Source organism: Marivita sp. NO-S04 (assembly GCF_059070475.1).
The window spans coordinates 3,783,121-3,806,350 of the sequence record NZ_CM180980.1 but is presented as its reverse complement, the minus strand read 5'-3'; the positions used below and the strand labels follow the sequence as shown (position 1 = coordinate 3,806,350).

The 23,230-nt window shown below is 57.7% G+C and carries 19 protein-coding genes; 7 read left to right on the top strand and 12 right to left on the bottom strand.

All coding sequences use genetic code 11. The annotated features are described in order from the left end of the window. Positions 1-13: 13 nt before the first annotated feature. From puhC to bchF, 10 genes are all read right to left on the bottom strand, one after another. Entirely contained in the window at positions 14-481 is a 468-nt protein-coding gene (gene puhC, locus ACK3EW_RS19255; RefSeq protein ID WP_085627455.1) for a photosynthetic complex assembly protein PuhC, read from the bottom strand. A gap of 13 nt (positions 482-494) precedes the next feature. Further along, the gene (gene puhB, locus ACK3EW_RS19250) at positions 495-1,133 is read right to left on the bottom strand and encodes a photosynthetic complex putative assembly protein PuhB (protein ID WP_493807439.1); all 639 of its coding nucleotides are present in this window, start codon (positions 1,131-1,133) and stop codon (positions 495-497) included. A 52-nt stretch (positions 1,134-1,185) separates the two neighbouring features. Continuing rightward, entirely contained in the window at positions 1,186-1,965 is a 780-nt protein-coding gene (gene puhA / locus ACK3EW_RS19245; protein ID WP_085627457.1) for a photosynthetic reaction center subunit H, read from the bottom strand. A gap of 26 nt (positions 1,966-1,991) precedes the next feature. Continuing rightward, a complete protein-coding gene (locus ACK3EW_RS19240) occupies positions 1,992-3,431 on the bottom strand; it encodes a PucC family protein (protein ID WP_493807438.1) in 1,440 nt (479 codons plus the stop codon). Then, positions 3,428-4,099 carry a magnesium protoporphyrin IX methyltransferase gene (gene bchM / locus ACK3EW_RS19235; protein ID WP_085627459.1) on the bottom strand — a complete coding sequence of 224 codons (672 nt, stop codon included), beginning with the start codon at positions 4,097-4,099 and terminating at the stop codon, positions 3,428-3,430. Before bchM ends, ACK3EW_RS19240 begins: the two co-directional genes overlap by 4 nt. Then, entirely contained in the window at positions 4,099-4,917 is an 819-nt protein-coding gene (gene bchL / locus ACK3EW_RS19230; RefSeq protein WP_238939601.1) for a ferredoxin:protochlorophyllide reductase (ATP-dependent) iron-sulfur ATP-binding protein, read from the bottom strand. Before bchL ends, bchM begins: the two co-directional genes overlap by 1 nt. A gap of 175 nt (positions 4,918-5,092) precedes the next feature. Next, a complete protein-coding gene (locus ACK3EW_RS19225; protein WP_493807437.1) occupies positions 5,093-8,662 on the bottom strand; it encodes a magnesium chelatase subunit H in 3,570 nt (1,189 codons plus the stop codon). Continuing rightward, positions 8,652-10,208, bottom strand: coding sequence for a ferredoxin:protochlorophyllide reductase (ATP-dependent) subunit B (bchB, locus tag ACK3EW_RS19220; RefSeq protein ID WP_493807436.1), 1,557 nt, complete (start codon positions 10,206-10,208; stop codon positions 8,652-8,654). The genes ACK3EW_RS19225 and bchB overlap by 11 nt, the downstream gene beginning before the upstream one ends. Next, a complete protein-coding gene (locus tag ACK3EW_RS19215; protein WP_493807435.1) occupies positions 10,205-11,491 on the bottom strand; it encodes a ferredoxin:protochlorophyllide reductase (ATP-dependent) subunit N in 1,287 nt (428 codons plus the stop codon). The genes bchB and ACK3EW_RS19215 overlap by 4 nt, the downstream gene beginning before the upstream one ends. Beyond that, positions 11,488-11,997: a 2-vinyl bacteriochlorophyllide hydratase gene (gene bchF, locus ACK3EW_RS19210; RefSeq protein ID WP_493807434.1), complete on the bottom strand. Its 510-nt coding sequence runs from the start codon at positions 11,995-11,997 to the stop codon at positions 11,488-11,490. The genes ACK3EW_RS19215 and bchF overlap by 4 nt, the downstream gene beginning before the upstream one ends. A gap of 294 nt (positions 11,998-12,291) precedes the next feature. Between bchF and ACK3EW_RS19205 the strand changes: the two genes are divergently transcribed. The 7 genes from ACK3EW_RS19205 (at position 12,292) to ACK3EW_RS19175 (ending at position 19,994) form a co-directional block, all read left to right on the top strand. Then, on the top strand, positions 12,292-13,077 hold the full coding sequence (locus tag ACK3EW_RS19205) for a cobalamin B12-binding domain-containing protein (protein WP_493807433.1): 786 nt from the start codon (positions 12,292-12,294) through the stop codon (positions 13,075-13,077). Continuing rightward, the gene (ppsR, locus tag ACK3EW_RS19200) at positions 13,077-14,498 is read left to right on the top strand and encodes a transcriptional regulator PpsR (protein ID WP_493807432.1); all 1,422 of its coding nucleotides are present in this window, start codon (positions 13,077-13,079) and stop codon (positions 14,496-14,498) included. The genes ACK3EW_RS19205 and ppsR overlap by 1 nt, the downstream gene beginning before the upstream one ends. Before the next feature lie 92 nt (positions 14,499-14,590). Beyond that, positions 14,591-15,496 carry a chlorophyll synthase ChlG gene (gene chlG / locus ACK3EW_RS19195; RefSeq protein ID WP_493807431.1) on the top strand — a complete coding sequence of 302 codons (906 nt, stop codon included), beginning with the start codon at positions 14,591-14,593 and terminating at the stop codon, positions 15,494-15,496. After that, positions 15,496-16,776 (top strand): BCD family MFS transporter, encoded by a 1,281-nt coding sequence (locus ACK3EW_RS19190; RefSeq protein ID WP_493807430.1) that lies wholly within the window; start codon positions 15,496-15,498, stop codon positions 16,774-16,776. Before chlG ends, ACK3EW_RS19190 begins: the two co-directional genes overlap by 1 nt. 2 nt (positions 16,777-16,778) lie before the next feature. Continuing rightward, positions 16,779-17,963 carry a geranylgeranyl diphosphate reductase gene (locus tag ACK3EW_RS19185; protein ID WP_493807429.1) on the top strand — a complete coding sequence of 395 codons (1,185 nt, stop codon included), beginning with the start codon at positions 16,779-16,781 and terminating at the stop codon, positions 17,961-17,963. After that, on the top strand, positions 17,960-18,508 hold the full coding sequence (gene idi / locus ACK3EW_RS19180; protein ID WP_493807428.1) for an isopentenyl-diphosphate Delta-isomerase: 549 nt from the start codon (positions 17,960-17,962) through the stop codon (positions 18,506-18,508). Before ACK3EW_RS19185 ends, idi begins: the two co-directional genes overlap by 4 nt. An 88-nt stretch (positions 18,509-18,596) precedes the next feature. Then, positions 18,597-19,994 carry a DUF4214 domain-containing protein gene (locus tag ACK3EW_RS19175; RefSeq protein WP_493807427.1) on the top strand — a complete coding sequence of 466 codons (1,398 nt, stop codon included), beginning with the start codon at positions 18,597-18,599 and terminating at the stop codon, positions 19,992-19,994. 3 nt (positions 19,995-19,997) lie between these two features. Here ACK3EW_RS19175 and dxs read toward each other — a convergent pair whose 3' ends face one another. Then, complete coding sequence (gene dxs, locus ACK3EW_RS19170) at positions 19,998-21,923, bottom strand: 1-deoxy-D-xylulose-5-phosphate synthase (protein ID WP_493807426.1); 1,926 nt, start codon at positions 21,921-21,923, stop codon at positions 19,998-20,000. A 191-nt stretch (positions 21,924-22,114) separates the two neighbouring features. Next, on the bottom strand, positions 22,115-23,230 hold the full coding sequence (pufC, locus tag ACK3EW_RS19165; protein WP_493807425.1) for a photosynthetic reaction center cytochrome PufC: 1,116 nt from the start codon (positions 23,228-23,230) through the stop codon (positions 22,115-22,117).

The window sequence follows — 23,230 nt, the reverse complement described above, 5'->3', positions numbered from 1 at the left end:
GATTCCCTTTCGGTTATTTCAGCAGCCTGGCGAAGGCCGCCGAGTTGTCAGCGCCGAAACCCATAAGGTCGGCGCCCCATCCCGTGCTGGGATCAAAGATCTCAAGACGGTTATTTTCACGTGCCCGAATGATCACCGGACCATCCAGATCAACACGTGCCTTGGTGCGTTCCCGTTGCAGAACGCGCCACATGCCGGACAGAAACCCACCCTCTTCCGGCGAATACTCGGCAACCAATGTGCCATCCTCGGCAAACACCTTTGCGGCACCGCTCATGGCGCCTTCAAGGAAAAGCGTTTTCTCGATCACCACCGGAGAGTCCGGCGCGGTGTATTGCACAGGTCCATCCATCCAGCGATAGGCACTCACCATGATAAGGCAGATCATGACCATGCCGAACATCGCGCGCACAAAAAGGCGCGGGACGAGCTCACGTTCTGTGGCGTGGATGCGGGCTTTGTCGACAGTTTGCGTTTGCATTACAGGCCCTCTCTCATTCCGCCGCGACTGCGGACGGTGCCACACTGCTGGTGCGTTCCACCTGCGGGGTCGAAACCCGTGCCTGTGCAGCCTCGGAAATCATTGCAGCGATGTTTTCCGCTTCGGGAATACAGCGCAGCGCCGGTTGCGTCGGCGACACGCGCCACGGGCGAACATGCGGCCAGCATACAAGATAGCTGATCCGTGTGTCTCCCAGAAGATCAAAGGCAATGGTTCCCGTGCCAGACTTGCGCAGGTCCAGATTGGCTGAACCGACTTGAGTGTACGGCAAGTTCAGCGTCACCGTCAAAGCCGCACCGATCCGCATCGCAATCCGACGGTTGGTGACTGTGTAGACGGTGTAGTGCGCCTGCGCCCAGGCAATTCCCATCAGCAGGGCACAGACGATGACACCCAAGATCAGGAAAGGTACAGATGCCCAAATCGCCTGCCCAAGCGGCATGAGGTCAATGACCGCCACAAACCTCCAGGCTGCAAGGAACACGAAGTACCCAGCGACCCAGAGCAAGTTCAGCGATTCCTTGGAAAGGGCCCACCAATCCGGTTTGCCTTGCCAGAGGATCACCTCCCCCTCGGGAGGTGTCTCTGGAAGACCTTTGACCGGTTCTACCTGAAAATCGTCGTGCGGCATGGTGGGTTCCCTTTCCTAAAGCCGTGGCTGCGGCTGTTGGTTCTTGTCTTGATTAAATTTGCGGCTCTTGGCGTTCCTTGCTCGCATAGAGCGTGCCGCCGCCGTAGTAGGCGCTGACCTTTTCTTCCTCGAGCTTGGTGATCTGCTGCGGCGATGCGATCTGTGGAACACCTGCAAAGTGTTCGCCAAAGATCGAACGGACTTTCACGCGATTGCCCCAGATCCGGGTAAAGGTGATCGGCACAAGGCGCGACCCGCCGCCGTATTCGGCATCCAGTTCCATCTCAAGATAGCGCACCATCTGTTCCGGCTCATCGACCCACATGTCTGTAATTTTGCCGACAATTGCACCATCGCCAGCCACAACCGGCAAACCGCGCGGATCGCGACCCGCAGAGACGCGGAAATGTTCGCTGCCTGACATCGGGATGATCTTCGGATGACCATGACCGTCCAGTTCCGGCTCGTCGCGGCGCGGTGCCCAGCTGCCCGGACCAACGCCATCTGCCAGCGGGTTACCCACCGGATCAAAAGGGAATCCGCCACTGTCGAATTGGCGTGTCAGTTTCGCGTCGATATCCGTACGCTCGGGCGTCTGGCCCGACGGAACAGTGTATTCGCCACGGCCATGCGGCAGAAGGAAGGTCTTGTCCGACGGATTTGGAAACACGCTGCCCGCATCCGCTTGGCTGCCGTCTTCGTCCATAAGCGGGTAGCCTTCACGCTGGTTCTCGCGCTGAATCCAGATCACGAGTCCAACGAAGAAAATGAAAAACAACCAGAGCGAAATACTCGCGAGGTCGAGGTTTCCAAGGATGTAGTCTTCGGTCATCTTTAGTGCTCCTTGATGGGCCTTGGTCAGGTTGGGAAATCGGCAAGGCCCAGCCCTGTCGGTTTCTGGTTGAGAGTGGGGATACTTCTGTTCTGGCTGATGAGACGGCCCAGTATAATGAGCGTCGCGAACAGAAGTCCGATTTCGATATGATAAACGACGGAATATCCGGTTGTCGGAGTGGCAAGCGCTTCGCCCAGATTCCCGGACATTGCGACCATGTTGACGCCGTCACGGGTGGCGCCTCCGACAAGGGTCGACAAACCAGCCGCCGTGGCCTGTGCTGCACCCCAAGCGCCCAGCGCAAGGCCGCGTCCGGCAAGTCCATCGGAGGGGAGTGTCATGGCCGCTGTCAGGGTCGAGATTGCGAAATAGCCTCCGCCAAATCCGATCAGACCAGCGCCGAGGAAAAACAGAAATGTCGAATTCATCGGAGCTGCGAAAATCACGATGCAAAAGGCTGCGACCCCCGCCAGCAATCCGACAGACGCCATGCGGTAGGTGTTACCGCCTTTGACCAGAACACGCGCCGCCAACGCGAATCCTAGCAGCGCACCCAACGCCCATGTCGCCGTGAGAAGTGTCGTCGATGATACGCTCAGTCCAAGAATTTCACCGCCATAGGGTTCCAGCAAAACGTCCTGCATGTTGAAGGCCATCGTACCCAGGAAAACCACCGCCAGCAGACGTCCCGCTGTTCCCCCGGCAGTCAGGTCAGCCCAAGCATCCTTGAAAGACGGCTGCGGTGCCTCGCGATCTTCTTTTGTCATCGGACGCACGCGCTCTTGTTTCCAAAGCGCGATCACATTCAACACGAGCGTTACAACGGCACAGCCCTGCACGACACTGATCAAAAGAACACCTGAGAAATCGCGGAGCAGCCAACCAATCACGATGGCGGAAACACCCATGCCGACAAGATACATGACGTAGAGCAAGGACACGACGCGAGGGCGCGTCTCGTCCGTCGCGCGGTCGGCTGCCAGCGCAAGACCTGCGGTTTGGGTCATGTGCATCCCAAAACCCGTCATGATGAAGGCGAGCGCCGCTAGGACTTCCCCCGCAAAGGGCACCTCGTGGGTCACATCTCCGCCAAGGACCAAAAGACAGGCTGGCATGACCGCAAGTCCGCCGAACTGCCAAAGCGTTCCGAACCAAAGGTACGGGATGCGCTTCCATCCGATGGCTGAGCGGTAATTGTCTGATTTGAAGCCAAACAAGGCCCGGAAGGGCGCAATCAGAACCGGCAACGCAACCATGATCGCAACAAGGGTCGCGGGGACCGAAAGCTCTACGATCATGACACGGTTCAATGTGCCCAGCAGCATGACACCCGCCATGCCGACCGACACTTGGAACAAAGCAAGCCGCAACAGTTGGCCCAAAGGCAGATCATCGGATGCTGCGTCCGAAAACGGAAGCATCCTCATGCCCAAGGACTTCACCTGAGAGCGGCTTACGATCATGGACGTAACTCCAAGGCCTGGCTTATGTAAAAGCCGGAATTCACCCGACCCAAATCGTTAAGTTGGCCAATGTCAGAGACTGTTTTCGACAAACGTGACGGCCCGTGCGGGATCATCACGGGTGACCTGTCCGAGCGCGGAAACGCTTTTCCCGCGTACCACATCGTCATCAACAAGGGCGTACGTGGAGCAACGGTAAACGCGACCGAACCCCGTGTGCGTTCTCCCAACTTGGCCAGCGCCGAGCGGATGTCTGCTTCCGTGTAGTAGATCAGGCTGTCCATCGCGATCACGTGGTCGAACGTGCCGTGATCCGCCGACAGCATATCGCCGCTGGCGAATGTCACATGAGACTGCAAATGCTCGGGTAGGCGGTCGCGCGCTATCTTGACCAGCGACGGCGAGATATCGACGGCAACCACTTCGGCACCACGTTGGGCCAGTTCTTGCGTCATTTGCCCTGCGCCACAACCGGCGTCCAGTACGCGGACACCGTTTAGATCAGACGGCAGAGCCGACAAGAGCTTGTCGCGCATCTGGTCCCGGCCTTTGCGGACCGTTTCACGAATACGGCTGACCGGCGCATCCGAAGTCAGACGCTCCCAAACCTTGGTAGCCGTGCGGTCGAAATAATGCTCGACCCGATCGCGTGTGGCGTCGTAGCTCATCAATCGAACCCCAGCAGTTCAAAAATGTCCCGATCCTCGAGCGGTTGAGGCGCCATCGACTCGGTGCTGTTGAACAGCGTCTCGGCAAGGCGGATGTATTCCTTGCGGGCCATGACGATGTCTTCCTCGTCCGGCATTTCGAACAGAGTCTTCTTCTTGAGCCGTGACCGGCGAATAGCGTCATAATCGGGCATGTGCGCGATCCGCTTGAAGCCAACCTCGTTGCAGTAGCGATCCACTTCGTCCGTGTCCTTGGACCGGTTCGCGACACAGCCCGCGAGCCGCACCTTGTAGTTGGCCGACTTGGCCTGAACCGCGGCAATGATCCGGTTCATTGCATAGATGCTGTCGAAATCATTGGCCGTTACGATCACGGCACGGTCCGCATGTTGCAATGGCGCGGCAAAGCCGCCGCATACGACGTCACCCAGCACGTCGAACAGAACGACGTCAGTGTCTTCCAGCAGGTGATGCTGCTTGAGCAGTTTCACAGTCTGACCAACGACATAACCACCACAGCCGGTCCCGGCGGGCGGACCACCAGCTTCGATGCATTTCACACCGTTGAAACCGTCGGCCATGAAATCCTCAGGGCGCAGTTCCTCGGCGTGGAAATCGACCTCTTTCAGGATGTCGATCACCGTTGGTTGAAGTTTGCCGGTCAACGTGAAGGTGCTGTCGTGCTTGGGGTCGCAGCCGATCTGCAACACGCGCTTGCCCAGCATCGAAAAGGCGGCCGAAAGGTTCGACGAGGTGGTCGATTTGCCGATCCCGCCCTTGCCGTATACGGCGAACACCTTGGCGCCTTCGATCTTCATCGAATTGTCTTGATGCACCTGCACCGATCCTTCGCCGTCCTGTCCCTTGAGGATGGGCGGCGCGGACAGGCCGCGCGCTTCCAGACCTGCGGCTTCGCGAAGTGCGGCGCGGGCGGCGGGCGGGCTTTTTGCGTCAAGTGGGCTCATTTGGGCCTCCGATTATAGGTGTTGGCGCTCATTCTGCGGCGATCCCCTCAAGGCGATCTTCCAGAGCGTCGGCAGCGTCTTGCAACGCGGCCAGAGTTTCGGCGTCGGGATGCCAGTAGTTGCGGTCATGTGCTTCGAGCAGGCGGTTCGCCATGCGGCTCGATGCGGTCGGATTAAGGTCGGCCAGACGTGCGCGCATGTCTTCATCCAGAACGAAGGTTTCGCTCAGGCGCTGATAGACCCACGGTTCCACTTTGCCGGTGGTGGCGGACCAGCCCATCGTGTTGGTGACTTGCGCTTCGATCTGGCGCACACCTTCGGCCCCATGCTTGAGCATGCCTTCGAACCATTTGGGGTTCAGACTGCGCGACCGGGTTTCCAGTGCGACCTGATCCTGAAGCGTGCGTACCTTGCCATTGCCGCGTGTGGTATCCGAGATGTAGATCGCCGCTTCCTGACCGCCGCGCGCGCGTTTCACCGCACGGGAAATGCCGCCCAGCGTGTCGAAGTAGTGGTCAACCGTTGTGACACCCAGTTCGACGGATTCGAGGTTCTGGTAGGCGACATCAACGGTCTTGAGCGTTTCCTGAAGCAGCGCGTGGTTCGCCGCTGCTTTGCCGTTGACGCCATACGCAAAAGACTTGCGTGCCTCGTAGGCGTCGGCCAGTTCGTCTTCATCCCCAAACGCGCTGCTGTCGACCAACGCGTTGACGTTGGACCCATATGCACCTTCGGCATTCGAGAAGACGCGCAGCGCCGCGGTTTCCAAATCGACACCGTTTTCCTGCGCGTAGACCCAAGCATGCGCCCGGATGTAATTCAGTTCCAGCGGCTCATCCGCTTCTGCCGCTTTCTTGGCGGCTTCAGCCAGCATCCGCGTCTGCAACGGCAGAAGATCGCGGAAGATGCCAGACAGGGTCATCACAACGTCGATGCGCGGGCGGCCGAGCTCCTCAAGCGGGATAAGGTCCGCACCGGACAACCGACCAAAGCTGTCAAAGCGCGGTTTCGCGCCGATCAGCGCCAGCGCTTGCGCCAAAGGAGCACCGTCGGATTTGATATTGTCCGATCCCCAAAGCACCAGCGCGACTGTGCGTGGAAGGGACTTGTGTGTTGCAAGCAAAAGCTCTGCTTGCTTAGCACCATCGCGACAGGCGAATTCGGTCGGCATACGGAAAGGATCGAACGCGTGGATGTTGCGACCAGTCGGTAGAACGTCGGCGGACCGGATCAAATCCCCACCGGGAACCGGCGGCGTGTACCGTCCGGCCATGGCACGCAGAAGACCGGCCAGTTCAGTTTCTTCCTGCAACAGCGCATCAACGCGCGCCTTGGTTTCGGCGTCCGCCGTTTCGATCAGCTTGAGGTATTCGGCCCGCGCGGCATCGCTAAAGGTCTTACCCACAATGTGCAGGCCATCGGGGATCAGCGCATCTTCGGTCTCAAGCAGTTTGAGCCACAGCGCTTCCGGGGCGACACCCTCCATATCGACGGCTTCGGCCTGTTCCGCGATCAACGCTTCCAGATCGGCCCGTTCATGGTCTGCCGGACCAAGCGAGCGCCAGCGAGTCAGGCTGTCCTTCAGCTCTTGCAAACCTTTGTAGAGACCCGATTGCGCCAACGGTGGGGTCAAATGCGTGACAGTCACCGCACCAGACCGCCGCTTGGCCAATGACGCCTCGGACGGGTTGTTGGACGCGTAAAGATACACATTGGGCATTTCGCCAATCAGCCGATCCGGCCAATCGCGCGCACCCAGACCGGCCTGTTTGCCCGGCATAAACTCCAAAGCGCCATGCATCCCGAAATGCAGCACCACATCCGCACAGAACGTGTTGCGCATCCACATATAGAACTGAACGAAGGCGTGCGTCGGGGCAAAGCCCTTTTCAAACAGAAGGCGCATCGGATCGCCTTCGTACCCAAAGGTCGGTTGCACACCGACAAAAATCTTGCCGAACTGCGCACCCAATACAAACACGCCACGCCCGTCAGATTGAATCTTGCCAGGGGCCGGACCCCAGACCGCTTCGATGGCCTTAAGCGGGGGCGTGTTGCGGACGATGTCATCGGCGCTCACATGGGCAGCGACATTGGCCTCTTGGCCGTATTGCTTGGCGTTGCCCTCTAGAACGGCGGCACGAAGGGCCGCCACGGTTCCCGGCGGCTCCAGATCGTAGCCGTCAGCTTTCATCGCATGCAGCGTGTTGAATAGCGACTCGAACACGTTCAGGTAAGCGGCGGTGCCAACAGCGCCTGCATTGGGCGGAAAGCCAAACAGAACGATGCCGACATTCTTGTCCGCGTTTTCCTTCCGACGCAGCGTAGCCTGCCGCAAAGTTTTTTCGGCAAGGCTTTCGATCCGTTCACGGCATGGAGCCATAGCCTTGCTCGCGGTATCACACGGGCACTGGTAATGGCATCCGTTGCAGCCGTCAGGTCCGTGGCGACCACCAAACACGGTGGGGCATGTGGCACCGTCAAGCTCGGGCAACGCGATGAGCATGGTGGTTTCAATCGGGCCAAGACCCTGATCACCATTGGCCCACTGGCCCAATGTCTGGAATTCAAGCGGGTGCGCGGCGATGTAGGGAATGTCGAGATCCTTGAGAACCTCAACCGCGGCAGAGCTGTCGTTATACGCAGGGCCACCGACAAGGCTGAAGCCAGTCAGAGACACCATTGCGTCGATCTTGGTCCGGTCGTCCTCGCGGAAAAACTCGGCAATTGCGGGGCGGCCATCAAGGCCGCCTGCAAAAGCGGGAACAACAGCCATGCCTTTGGCTTCGAATGCGCGGATGACCGCGTCGTAATGCGCAGTATCATTCGCCAGCACGTAAGACCGCATCATGAGCAAACCAACGGTCGCTTTGACCTCGGCGGGACGGGGCAAATCGGCTAGGTTGGTCGTGATACGTTGCGGCAAATCCGGGTGATACAGAGCCACATCAGGATATTCGATCGGTGCTTCCGCAACGGCACCCAGCCACTCGGAACGACCCTTGGCATATTTGCCCAACAGATAGCGCACCATTGCTTCGATGTTGTCGTCAGAGCCACCTAGCCAATACTGCATGACAAGGAACCACGACCGCAGATCCTGTGCTTTTCCAGGTACGAGCTTAAGCATCTTGGGCAAGCGGCGCAGTTGCTGCATCCGCTTTTCACCCTTTTCGACCTCGGACTCCGTGGATTTGGGCTTGAGCGACTTGAGGATCTTCATCAGACCCGATGCCGGTTTGCTCATGTCGAGCTTGCCCAGCTTGGTCAATTTGATGATCTCGGCATCGGCGATGACGCCGACCATACCGTCAACCTTATCACGCACCGCACGCAGATCATCGAGGATTGGTTTGATATGTTCTTCGAGGAACAGCAGGTTCGCCACAACCATATCGGCATTGGCAATCGCCGCCTTCGCCTCGGTCAGGGCTTCGGGCGTTTCGGCCCACTCCGCAGCGGCATGAACAGACACGTTCAAACCGGGGAAGTCCCGCGCAAGGTTCACAGATGCCCGCGCCACAGGGCCAGCCGCGTGGCTGTCCAGCGTGATGATGGCGATGTTATACGCCCGGGCTTCGGTGAAACTATCGCGCATAATGGGCCTTCGCTTCGTAAAGCGTGTCGACGCTGATTTCCTGAACACCGCGTTCTGACGCAAAGGTCTCGGTGTTGCGCTTGGCTTTGCCCCGCACAAAAAACGGGATTTTCTTCAGTTCTTTTTCGGCTGCAGGAAGCCAGACAATCTCGAACGCGTCAGTGTTAACAGAGGCTGATTGGGCGATATCAGTCTCTGGTTCGGTGGTTTCGGGGGCACCGATTTCGCGTGGCTTGGCCTTGTGACCATGATGGCTGGCGCCCGCATCATCGTGGAATTCGAAATCCTCACGGAACATGGTGAGCAGATGCTCTTCCAGACCCATGACCAACGGATGAACCCATGTGTCGAAGATCACGTTTGCGCCTTCGATGCCCATCTGGGGGCTGTAGCGGGCAGGAAAATCCTGAACGTGGACCGGCGCGGAAATCACGGCACAGGGAATACCAAGGCGCTTGCCGATGTGGCGTTCCATCTGCGTTCCGAGGATCAGCTCGGGAGCCAGCTCTTCGATCCGACGCTCGACCTCAAGATAGTCGTCAGTGATCAGCGGCTCGACGCCAAACTCCTTAGCCACGCTCCGAAGCATCCGAGCCTGTTCGCGGTTGTAGCAACCCATGCCGACCACTTCGAACCCCATCTCATCGCGCGCGATGCGGGCGCAGGCTGCGACATGTGTGCCATCACCAAACAGAAATACGCGCTTGCCAGTCAGGTACGTGCTGTCAACGCTTGCCGAGTACCAAGGCAACCGCAGGCGACTTTCGTCCAAAACAGGCTCTATTCCTGCTAATTTTGCGACTTCGGCAACGAAATCACGTGTAGCGCCAACGCCGATGGGTACGGTCTTGGTGTAGGGCTGACCAAACTCGCGCTCCATGTAACGAGCGGCGGTTTCGGCGGTTTCGGGGTACATAAGAACGTTGAAGTGCGCCTGGCCCATTTTGGCGATCTCGGACGGGGAAGCGGGCATCGGGGCCACGACATTCACCTCGATCCCCATATCCATCAGCAAACCGGTCACCTCGACAATGTCGTCGCGGTGACGGAAACCAAGGCCTGTTGGGCCGATCAGGTTGGCAGTCACCCGTGCGGTCTTTTCCATCGGCTTCGCAAGGTGCCGGACAATCTGAAAGAACGTCTCATCCGCGCCAAAGTTTTCTTTGCGCTGATAGCTGGGCAGTTCCAACGGAATGGCCGGAATGGGCAGGCCCAGCGTTTCCGCCAAACCTCCGGGATCATCCTGAATCAGCTCTGCCGTGCAAGACGCGCCTACGATCATCGCTTCCGGCTTGAACCGCTCATAAGCGGCGGTGGCGGCGTCCTTGAACAAATACGCAGTATCGGCACCAAGATCACGCGCCTGAAACGTCGTATACGTTACCGGCGGGCGGTGATTGCGCCGTTCGATCATGGTGAACAGAAGGTCGGCATAGGTGTCGCCCTGAGGCGCGTGCAACACATAGTGCAAACCCGTCATGCCAGTGGCGACGCGCATCGCGCCGACATGCGGTGGACCTTCATATGTCCAAACGGTAAGTTTCATTCTGCCGCCTCCAGTTTGAGGAGGTCGCGGCGACGGACAGGACGCGAGAACAGTCCGGCCAGGTCGCCTGCTTGTTCGTAGAAATGCACCGGGGTGAAGACAAGTTCGATGGCCCACTTGGTGGTCAACCCATCCGCCTCGAGTGGGTTGGCAAGGCCAAGGCCACACACGGTAAGATCGGGGGCCGCGGCACGACAGCGGTCAAGCTGTTTGTCGACGTCCTGACCTTCGGCAATGACCGGGCCTTCGGCCAGCAGATCAAGATCGGGGGTCATAACGGCTTTGTGGATGAAAGGTGCACCCACCTCGATGGCCTCCATCCCGCATTCGCGTGTCAGGAACCGCGCCAGCGGAATTTCCAATTGGCTGTCCGGGAAAAAGAACACTGTCTTGCCCTTGAGTGCTTCGGAGGCCTGCGAGACAGCCTTGCGAGCGCGGGCGCGCGGTGCATCGGTGACTTCTGCAAACTTGGCATCCGAAACGCCAAAATGATCCGCAATCGTCCGAAGCCAATGGGTTGTGCCTTCCTCGCCAAACGGGAAAGGCGCTGCAATATGGTTGGCACCACGGCGCGTCAGCGCTTCGTGTGTGTCTGTCAGAAATGGCTGTGTCAGGGCATAGAGTGTGTTGGCTCCGATCCCGTACTCGTTATTCACACGCGAGGCAGGCAAAACCCGGATCGGACCAATGCCCATCGCCTCGAGCAGTCCAATGGCTTGTTCCTCGACCACATCCGGCAACGCGCCAACGAGAAGCAGCTCCCGCGTATCTGTTTCGGGCAGAACCGGAACCATCGCGGCAAGGCAAGCGTCTTCGCCTTGGGTGAAGGTGGTTTCAATGCCCGAGCCTGAGTAGCTCAGCACACGAACGTTGGGCGCAAATTGCGTACTCATGCGCTCGGCAGCCTTTGCAAGATCAAGCTTGATCACTTCGGACGGGCAGGACCCGACAAGAAACAACTGTTTGATATCCGGGCGACGCGCCAACAATTCGCTGACCACACGGTCAAGCTCTTTCTGAGCGTCGGCCATGCCGGCCAAATCGGTTTCCTCAAGGATCGCCGTAGCGAAACGCGGCTCGGCAAAGATCATCACACCCGCAGCCGATTGGAGAAGATGCGCGCAGGTCCGGCTTCCGACGACTAGAAAAAACGCGTCCTGCATCTTGCGATGCAACCAGATGATCCCGGTCAGGCCGCAGAACACCTCGTGCTGGCCGCGTTGTTTGAGAACAGGCGTGTTGGAACACCCGCGGGACGGAGGAGGTGCGAACTGTTCGGTCATGCTGTGACCTCGTTGGTTGGGTTGGCCTTGCCTGCTTCGAGGCGCGCAACCCGCAATTTCCAGAGAAACTGACCAGCATTGATCACGTAGGCGGCATAAGCCGCGAGCGCGAGCCACATCTGGTCGTTCGAGCTAAGCACACCCGTCCAAAGCACCCAGACATAGGCGAGGTGTAAGGCAATCACGAGAAAGGAAAAGACGTCTTCCCAGAAGAATGCAGGCGCAAAGAGGTATTGCCCAAACACGACCTTTTCCCAAATCGCCCCCGTCACCATGATGGTGAGCAGGAAAACCGTCTTGATCAGGATCGAAATCGTGGCCGCATCATAGCCCGCGCCAGTGATGAGATACCGAACCACAAGCGACAAAGAGACAAAAAAAACAAGGAATTGAAGCGGCGCAAGCACCCCCTGGATGGTTGTCCAGATGCTGTTGTCCCGACGTGCGCGCTGTTCCTCTGTATAGAGAAATGCTGATTTCCCAGCGGCGCGTTCCGATCCTGCCATGTCTACGATTCCGTTCTTGTTCTCCAAAAAGTATCTACGCGAGACCCCAAGTGTCAACTAAAACTTACACACTTGGGTGGTACTATCCACCGCATGTCTGAATCTCCAATGATTCTCCAAAAATACGGATAACTCATAATTTTTCAGGGATTTTTTGGTCTTTACCGCCTTGAAAGAAAAGCCTAACCGGACTTAGTGTCAATTATCTTTGACATTCTAGAGTAAGAATCAGAGACTGTTGCTGTCTGATATGCCTGACATGTGTTGCGCATTATCGGTTACGAGGGTTTGACAATGGCAAACGACCATACCGACGATCGCACGTCCTCGGAGGACAGTCGGCTCGATATCTCGGCCTTGGCATCGACTGTACTCTCTGTGCTGAGCGACAAGGGAGAAGAAGGTGCCCAGACGATCCGCAGCAGCGTCGTGCAGAAACTTGTCGATGTCGCCCTCCAGACCAGTGCATTCAACTCCGAGGCCCTGCTCGAAGATCTGAAGGATCGCCGCATCAGCGCTGACCAGATTGTCGACATCTATATTCCGCAAGCCGCCCGCGAGCTGGGCAGGATGTGGTCTGCCGATGTTATCGGTTTTGCAAAGGTGACAATCGCGACCGCACGACTGCAAGGGTTGCTCACACTTCTGGCGCCACCATGGGCGGCCAAGCCCTCAGAGATCGCTAATGGCGTGAATGTACTTTTGTTGCTGCAGGGCAATGACAGTCACACCCTTGGGCCACACGTTGCGACGGCCCAGATGCGGCGCGCCGGGGCGTCTGTTAGAATTCTGTTCGGCGCTCGTGACGAAACGATCGTCAAAGCGCTGTCGGACGAAAGTTACGATATGGTTCTGTTTTCGGGCTCACGTCCCGACGCGCTTGCATCAATCGCAAAGTTGGTTAAACGCATTAGAACCAGTGTCTTGGCTCCACCGCCTCTCGTTCTGGGAGGCATTGTTCTGAACCTCGCGGATGGCGTCAAAGAGAAGACCGATGTCGATCTGGTGACAAACGATGTGAAGGTTGCACTGAAGCTGTGCGAAAAGAACAAGTCCAGAAGCAGGTCTTTGACGCGGTAATGAACACAAGTGGGTCCAGTTTTTGGAGCAGCGGCTCCGTACCACTTATCGACGCAGAAGTTCTGTCGAGTATCATCACAGTTGCGTCCGATATTGCGCTTGTGGTTTCACACAACGGAAAAATCCTGTCTGTCTTGATCAACCCGAATGAAACCTCCTTTGGCAAGTTGAGCCATTGGGAGGGGCGTCCACTGATGGATTTTCTGACTCGCGAAAGCCGTTCCAAGATCGAAGCCGTCATGGAGCTGATGGAAAAGGGCGAAACGCCGTCGCGCTCTGTTGAGTTGAACCACACAGACAATGCCGTTTGGGAATTCCCCGTCCGGTATAGTTTTCATCCGTTTGGATCTGACGGCTCTTTCCTCATGCTTGGTCGTGACTTGCGATCGATTGCCGAAACGCAACAGCAGCTTGTTCAGGCGCAGATGTCTTTGGAACAAGGGTATGAGGCGCGTCGCGAATTCGATGCGCGGTATCGGTTGCTCCTCCGGACGGTCCGGGATGCAGTTGTGTTCGTGTCAGTCAATGACGGGAAGATCAAGGATCTGAACGATCCGGCAGCGTCGCTTTTGCAGTCCAGCCGGGATGACCTGATCGGCGCTTCGTTTGCACAGGAATTCCGCGACAAGCGACCGGAAGAGTTTACTGAAGCGTTGATCAACGCCTCCATTTCGGAAAGCAATTCGGGTCTTGAAGTCCAGTCTCGCCGGGGACGTCAGCGGATCATGGTCACGCCGCAGGTGTTCCGTGCCGCGGGCGAGCGTATTCTGATCTGCCGCCTGTCCACCGCAGACGAGGCCCACGCCCGGTTCGACAACTTGTCTTCCAATCTTTCGGCAGTGTTCGAAAAAGGCGCGGACGCATTCGTGTTTACGTCAGCCACCGGCGCCATCGAGGCGTGCAACGACGCGTTCCTCGATCTTGTAGATGCCGCACATGCCGTTGATGTACGTGGTCGCAGTTTGGCAGACTTCCTTGGTCGGGGTCAGATCGACATGAGCGTGCTGATCGAAAATGCGCGGCGCACTGGTCAGATGCGGATGTATTCGACCAAGCTCTTGAACGATTTCGGGGCAAAAACGCCGGTCGAAATGTCCGTTACCTTCTTCGAGGATCGGAACGAGCCAACTTTAGGCTTCATCATCCGGGATATCAGCCGCGTCGACGCAATGCGCAAAGCGCCACTGCAAACGTCCGAAGAATCAAGCCGCAACGTGATGGAGCTTGTTGGATCTGCGACGCTCAAGGAAATCGTGTCCGAGACAACGGATGTGGTCGAAAAGATGTGTATCGAAACGGCCGTTAGCCTAACTCGCAATAACCGCGTTGCAGCGGCCGAGATGTTGGGTCTGTCGCGGCAGAGCCTTTATGTAAAGCTGCGCAAGTATGGCTTGCTCAATAAGGACGGCGATGGCGAATGAGGCGCGAATAGCGTCATTTCGCCCTGTTCAAATCCAACTATGATCGTTCTGTTTCGCTTGATGTGAATCGAATTGTCGTGTCTAGTTGACACATGACTGTCAGCGTAAGTTTACACCAAGATCGCTACCCTGCCCCTTCGGCAATGCTGGAGCTGATCAAACCCGTCACATGGTTCCCGCCGATGTGGGCCTATGCGTGCGGGGCCGTGGCCTCGGGTGTGGCCATAACCGAACATCTTGGCCTTTTGATCGTTGGAGTGATCCTAGCCGGTCCCGTGGTCTGCGGAATGAGTCAGGCCGCCAACGATTGGTGCGACCGCCACGTTGATGCAATCAATGAACCAAACCGGCCGATTCCGTCCGGTCGTATCCCGGGACGATGGGGGTTATGGATCGCACTTGCGATGTCGGCGCTTTCGTTGGCCTTGGGCGCGACTTTGGGCACCTGGGGATTTATCGCAACGGTTGTCGGAGTGATAGCGGCATGGGCCTATTCGGTCGAACCGATCCGACTGAAACGGTCGGGCTGGTTCGGACCTGGATTGGTTGGCTTGTCCTATGAATCATTGCCGTGGTTCTCCGGAGCTGCAGTTCTCAGTCAGACGCTCCCCTCAGGACCAATCATCCTGATCGCGCTACTCTATGGGATCGGCGCGCACGGGATCATGACGCTTAACGACTTCAAGGCGTTAGAAGGTGATGCGCAAATGGGGGTGAACTCCCTGCCTGTGACGCTCGGCCCAGAAAAAGCAGCCAAGGTTGCCTGTATCGTAATGCTTGTTCCGCAGGTCTTCGTCATTCTTGCGCTGGCCAAATGGGGGCAGTCAACACACGCGTCGATCGTGCTTGCGCTGGTTCTTGGGCAGATCTGGGCCATGTCCGTTATGCTCAAGGACCCAAAGGCAAAAGCCCCTTGGTACAATGCGACCGGAGTTTTGATGTATGTGTCGGGCATGATGGTTTCGGCCTTTGCCCTACGCGCTGTAGGAGTCATCTGATGACCTTGGGCTGGCTCGCAATCGTCCGACTTGGCTTGGTGCAAATGGCGCTCGGCGCCATCGTTGTGTTGACGACTTCCACGCTGAACAGGTTGATGGTCGTCGAACTGGCGTTACCCGCAGTTCTGCCAGGCATGTTGGTTGGCCTTCATTATGGCATCCAAATCACGCGACCCAACTGGGGTTTCCTTTCTGACAAAGGCGGCAATCGCACCCGCTGGATCTTGCGTGGGATGGTTATCCTTGCTGCGGGTGGTGTCTTGGCCGCGCTGGGTGTTGTCGAAATGGCGAACAGCTATTCCGTGGGACTGGCGATGTCGATTCTTGCGTACGCGCTGATCGGCCTTGGGGCCGGGGCTGCGGGCACGTCTGTTCTCGCACTGCTCGCGACGGCAACCGCGCCGCACCGCAGGGCCGCTGCGGCGACAATCACATGGCTGATGATGATCTTCGGCATCGCGATGACCGCCGGCGTGGTCGGCCAATTGCTTGATCCATACACACCCGCAGTTCTGATCGAAGTCGTGATCGGAGTCGCGTTGACAGCTCTGGCGATCACTGTGCTTGCAACTTGGCACATCGAACGTGGCGTCGAGGCCGCGCCCGAGCCTGACCCCGTTCCTTTCCGTGAAGGCTTGGCCGAGGTATGGGCCGAACCCAAGGCAAGAATGTTCACGATCTTCGTCTTCCTGTCGATGACCGCCTATTTCATGCAAGAGCTGATCTTGGAGCCCTATGCAGGTCTTGTGTTTGGCTTCACTCCTGGTGAAAGCACCACATTGTCCGGCATCCAGAACGGCGGCGTTTTCCTTGGCATGTTAACCGTTGGCATCGCTGCAACGGCTCTGCGCTTTGGTTGCTTACGCAACTGGGTGATTGGAGGCTGCCTTGGATCAGCGGCCAGCCTGTGTGTGATTGCCATTCTGGGCGGCTATGCCCTGCCCGATACTTTGCTGCCAGCTGTCTTTGCCTTGGGCTTTTTCAATGGCGCCTTCGCGGTCGCTGCCATTGGGTCGATGATGGCACTGGCTGGTGAAGGCCGGGAAAAACGCGAAGGCACGCGCATGGGCCTTTGGGGCGCAGCACAAGCGATCGCCGCAGGCTTTGGCGGTCTGACCGGCGCTGGTGCTGCTGACGTGATGCGGACTATGACCACCGACGCGCCCGCCTTTGGGGCCGTCTTTGTATTTGAAGCCGGGTTGTTCCTGTGCGCTGCCGTCATGGCGTTGCGCATCATGGAGGGCAGCCCTGCACAAGCCGAACTGATCGCAGGAGAGTGACCATGTATGATGTTGTTGTTGTGGGCGGTGGCCCATCCGGTGCAACCGCTGCCGAGGATTTGGCACGCTCCGGGCACCGGGTTGCACTGTTGGATCGTGAAGGCCGGATCAAACCCTGCGGCGGGGCAATTCCTCCACGCCTGATGCAGGACTTTGACATTGCTGAAGACCAACTGGTTGCCAAAGTGAATACCGCTCGGATGATTTCACCCACCGGGCGGCATGTGGATATCCCGATTGAAAACGGTTTCGTCGGCATGGTCGACCGCAAGGATTTTGACCCGTTCCTCCGCGCCCGTGCCGAAGCTGCCGGTGCCGTACGGTTCACGGGGACATTCGTACGGATCGATCGCGACAAGAAGGCCAAAAAACGCTGGGTGGTCTACCGTGACAAGGAAACCGGCGAAGAGCGTCAGCTTGAAACCCGGCTGATCATCGGCGCGGATGGCGCCAATTCCCGCGTGGCCCGTGACGAAATCCCCGGTGGCGACAAGGTTCCGCTGGTCTTTGCCTATCACGAGATCATCGCCGCGCCCGAAAAGAACGACCTCTACGATCCGATGCGCTGCGACGTGATCTATGACGGTGCAATCAGCCCGGATTTCTACGGTTGGGTCTTTCCACATGGCGGCACCACATCGGTCGGCATGGGCACCTATATACAAAGCGTAAACCTGAAAGAGGCCACAGCTGCCCTGCGCCAAGCCTCGGGTCTGGCCGATTGCGAAACCCTGCGCAAGGAAGGCGCGCCGATCCCTCTCAAGCCATTGCGGTTCTGGGACAATGCGCGCGATGTGGTCTTGGCCGGTGATGCGGCTGGCGTTGTGGCACCGTCCAGTGGTGAGGGTATCTATTATGCGATGGTCTGTGGACGGGTTGCCGCAACAGCCTGCGCCGCCACGTTGAAATCTGGCAGGATCACCGACCTGGCGCTGGCCCGCCGTTTGTTCATGAAAGAACACAAGACGGTGTTCCGTGTTCTTGGCCAAATGCAGGACGCCTATTACAAAAGTGACTCGCGCCGCGAACGGTTCGTGTCCCTGTGTCACGATGTCGATGTTCAAAAGCTGACCTTTGAAGCGTATATGAACAAAAAGCTCGTGAAGGCACGGCCCCTTGCGCATCTGAAGATCGGCTTCAAGAACGCACGTCATTTGTTGGGGCTGGTGCGGGAGACGCATGTATGACCCAGACTCTTATCCCCGCATGGTGTGGCGACACACTGGAACCCGTTGAAAAGCTGGATGCCCATGTTCGGGGCCTCAAACACAAAGCGATTTCGGTGTTCGTTCTGCGCGGGGACGAGATCCTGATTCAGCGCCGGGCAATGGGGAAATACCACACGCCGGGCATGTGGGCGAATACGTGCTGCACCCATCCAAACTGGAAGGAAAGCAGCCTTGATTGCGCCAACCGGCGTTTGAAAGAGGAGCTTGGCATTACCGGGCTCGCTCTGGAATATCGCGACCGCGTCGAATACCGCGCCGATGTAGGTGGCGGTCTTATCGAGCATGAAGTGGTAGACATCTTTGTTGCCGAAGTTGACGGTTCACTGGACCTTGCGCTCAATCCCGACGAAGTCATGGCGACTCGATGGGTGCGTTATGGCGATTTGGTGCAGGACGTGGTTAAGGAACCCAGTCGCTTTACCCCCTGGTTACGCATCTATCTTGACACATACGCGCCACAAATCTTCGGAGAGATGGCGAATTCCTGCGTGAACCCAGCATAAAATAGCAAATTTTAGACACATTCGCTCCTGTTTCTTGCCCTAGTCGCTCCTTAGACATCTACTTGGGGCTCGAACTGGGGAGTTTGAGATGTCTGCTGCCACCGCCAGTGATCTGGAGCGGTACATGTTGGATCTCGTGAACGAGGAACGCACAAGCCGTGGCTTGGACGCTCTTGTTCTCGATCAGGTCTTGAACGCGTCCGCTGATGCGCATTCCTTGTGGATGCTTGAAAACAATGTCTTCAGTCACACCGGCGTGGCTGGATCCACGCCGACTCAACGTATGACGGCGGAAGGCTTTGATCTGTCTGGATCATGGCGAACTGCCGAGAACATCGCCGCCCAGAGCGAGCGGGGAGCCGAAGGCCTGTTTGACGACGTGTATGATCTTCACGTCGCCCTTATGAATAGCCCGGGCCACCGCGAGAATATTCTCATGCCCGAGCTTGAAGTCGTCGGAATCGGCATTCAGACCGGAGCGTATACATATGACTCGGGTACGTACTATTCGGTGATGGTCACGCAGAATTTTGCGATGACCGGAGGTCAGACCACACCGGATGTGATCGAACAGTCCATGCCCGCTCCGCTAAGCACTGAACCGCAGCCAGACGCCCCCGGCGTGCTGGTGGGTACTGCAACTGCCGAAAACCTGATCGGTACAGACCAAGATGATCGCATCACAGGCTCTGGCGGCAATGACATCCTGTCGGGTGAAGGCGGAACGGATACGGCTATCTACATGGCCGACATGTCCAACTATGGCCTGACAGTCAGCAACGGCACAATCGTTATTGAAGATCGCAGTGGTGGCGACGGCACCGACACGCTCAACAGTATCGAGATCCTCGAATTCGACGGTACACCTTTCGAACTCAGTCGTTTCACCAACGTCAGCACGCTGACCGATGCGGACATGCTGGCGTTCTGCGAGCTCTACGTCGCGTATTTCAACCGTGCACCGGATTCGACGGGCCTGTTGTTCTGGGGATCAGCGCTTGCCGATGGCATGGCGATGAACGACATCGCGCGTGAGTTCTTTGATCAGCCGGAAACTCAAGCGCTTTATGGAGGCTCTAGCAGCACAGGCGACTTCGTGACCGCCGTCTACTCGAACATTTTGGGTCGCGCGCCAGATGCAGATGGGTTCGACTATTGGACCAACATCCTTGATAGCGGTGTAAGGGAACGATCAGAATTCATCCTTGCGATGATCGATGGTGCCAAAGCTGCCACCGGAAGTGCGGCGGACGCACAATACCTCGAAACCAAGGCGGAGATTGGCGCGTACTATGCGGTCGTGAACGGCCTGAACAACGTGAGCGTTGCCAACACCGTCATGCAAACATTCGACGGCACCATCGCTTCGGTCGTTGAGGCGAAAGAGCTTATCGACGATCATTCAGCCTTGGTGGATACCGCCCAAGGGTCCGAATTCACGATTAGCATGACCGGCCTTGTTGATGACGCTTTGGATTGGGTCTGACACTCACGCCCCTTTGGTGAGTGGCACGACCTTTCCATCTTTCGACGTCAACGAGACCGCCATTTTGTAGAGGTCAAAGCGGGTCATACCCGCATCGTGATACATTTCGTCTGGCGACGCTTGATCGATGAACCGATCCGGCAAAGTCATAGTGCGGATCTTCAGACCCCGATCAAGCGCACCACGGTCCGCCAGTTCGTGCAAGACCATCGCACCAAAACCGCCGCGCGACCCCTGTTCTATCGTGATCAGCGCCTCGTGCGTTCTTGCCAGCTTAAGGATCAGATCAACATCCAACGGCTTGGCGAAACGCGCGTCCGCAATGGTCACACTCAGACCGTCCTTCTCGAGCAAACGGGTGGCGGCCTCGACCTCGGCCAGATGCGCGCCAAAGCTCAGGAACGCGACATCGCTGCCCTCTTGCAGGACACGTCCTTTGCCGATCTCGAGCACTTCTCCGCGTTCCGGCATTTCGACACCGTTGCCAGACCCACGCGGATAGCGGAACGCGATAGGTCCACTGTCATGTGCAACTGCGGTTGCCACCATGTGCTTGAGCTCGGCTTCGTCCGCCGCCGCCATCACTGTCATGTTGGGCAAAGCTGCCAAGTACCCAACGTCAAACGACCCAGCATGTGTGGCGCCATCGGCACCGACCAATCCAGCACGGTCGATCGCAAAACGCACTGGCAGATTCTGCAAGGCAACGTCGTGAACGATCTGGTCGTACCCCCGTTGCAGGAACGTCGAATAGATCGCGCAAAACGGTTTGAGACCGGACGCGGCCATCGCCGCAGAAAATGTAACGGCGTGCTGTTCGGCAATCCCAACGTCGAACACGCGCGATGGGAAACGGTCGGCCAGAATGTCGATCCCCGTTCCGCCGGGCATGGCAGCAGTGACGCCGACAATATTCGGATCGCGCGCCGCTTCTTCGGTCAACGCGTCGCCAAACACCTTGGTGTAGCTGGGCGCATTGGGTTTTGATTTGGCTTGGGTGCCGGATTCCACATCGAATTTCGACACGCCGTGATACTTGTCTGCGCTGTTCTCGGCCGGGGCATAGCCCTTGCCTTTGACTGTACAGCAATGGATCAGAACCGGTCCCGTCGCACGCGCGCGCGCAGCGCGCAGCACTGGCAAAAGCTGGCCCATGTCATGACCATTGATCGGGCCGATATATTCAAAACCCAACTCTTCAAAGAGCGTTCCCGACCCTTGCAAATTTCCGGTGACAAGCTGGCGTGCGCGCTTTGCGCTTTCACGCATTGGCGCAGGCAACGCAGCCTCGAACCCCTCAGCAAGCGATTTCACCTTGGCCAAAGGCTCATTGGCGTACATCCGGCTCAGGTAGGATGACATTGCGCCGACAGGTGGCGCGATGCTCATTTCATTATCGTTCAGAATGACGAACAGGCGGCGGCCTTCGTGGCCCGCGTTGTTCATCGCCTCGTAGGCCATTCCAGCGCTGATCGACCCATCACCGATCACGGCAATCGCGTCTCCGGTCGGGCGACCCATGTCGCGGCCAACAGCAAAACCGAGAGCGGCGGAAATCGAGGTCGACGAGTGCGCAGCACCGAACGGATCGTATTCAGACTCGCTGCGCTTGGTGAATCCCGAGATACCGTCTTTTTGGCGCAGCGTGGACATGCGGTCACGACGGCCCGTCAGAATCTTGTGCGGATAACACTGGTGACCCACGTCCCAGATCAACTTGTCCATTGGCGTGTTAAAAACCGCGTGGATTGCCACAGTCAATTCGACCACACCAAGGCTCGATCCAAGATGCCCTCCCGTTTGCGCAACGGCGGAAATCACTTCGGATCGGACTTCGTGCGCGACTTTCGTCAGCGTCGCATCGTCCATGTTCCGCAGATCAGCAGGTCCAGCGACCCGATCAAGATTGGGGGTAAGGGAATGTGTCATTTGGCAGTCTCCTCGGGGACAGAGGGAAGAAGGCGTCACGTTTGCCAGGGGGTGCCTAGAAACGTGACGCCAGTTCCTGTAGCCAACAGGAAGGGAACCGGGGTGTTGAGCCCCGTATCCAGTTTTGCGTTTTGGGAACCTGTCAAAACCGGATCTGGCGGATGGCAGGGGCGGCGCACCGCCCCAACCCATCATTCGTAAACAGGCGCACCTGTTGTCGCGAGCTCGGGCCAGTCAGCGATGACATTCGTCCCTTGCAGCGGTTGCTGGTAACCTTTGTGGCAGGTTTTGCAGGCGGCTTTCGGCGCGTCGGCAAAGACTGGACCAAGGCGTTCCGGCGGATACACATCCTCGAGCGGAACAAGGTATTCATTGTTCATTTCCTGAACCATGCCGATGCCCAACTGTTCGGTCGCCCATTGCGGGGTCACCTGCTCGGGATCATAGAACGCGCGGCTGTTGTGACAGAACACGCAGTTCACACCCAAGGAATTGGACACGTAGTTCATCAGGCTGAACGTGCGTTCCGTATCCTGCCAAGTCGGGTAGCCTTCCTCTGTCGGATAGGCGGCAACATGGGCTTCAAGATCGTGAACCCCGATGCGGCCGTAATCCAGAAGGAACGTCTCCAAAGCATCAGACGGAAGCGACGTGTACTGGCTTTGCACCGTCACCCGGTTCTGAACCGCCGCCCAACCGCCGGCTGCTTCGTTGACTGCACCCATCTTGAACCAGATGTCGGACGGCACGTTTTGTCCACGGTGGCAGGTATAGCATGTGACGCCGACCTGCTTGTTGACGTTGACGTGCCCATCCCAACCTTCGTTGATGTTCTGGGTCATCTGGATCATCCGGCGCGCAACAACCTTAGTATAAAGGTCATCGTTGCCGTACTCTTCGATTTCGACATCGCCGTGGCAATACGCACAGCCCTGGTCAGGCGCGACCCAATCCGTCATGGCCAACATGAGGCGGTTGAAATTGTCCTCGGTGAGATCGCCCAGAACCTGAACGTTCTGATAGATCTCAGACGCTTTCGCTTCGCCACCTTCCGGCACATACGGTGCTTCGGTGTACATGACCTCGATCGACGGGTCCGGTTTGGCAAGATCAGAGACGAACTCTGGCCGTGACATCCCCGTTCCGCGTGGGCCGGTCTGAAGACTGTCTGTCTTGAACGGCTGGCCAACCACCACGAGGAATGCCGCTACAGTAACAGCCGTCCCCACAACTCCGATGAGAATGGCCGGACCGTAGATGTTGGTCGGGTTCTCATTGTTCCATTTATCGAACCATTTGGGAAACAT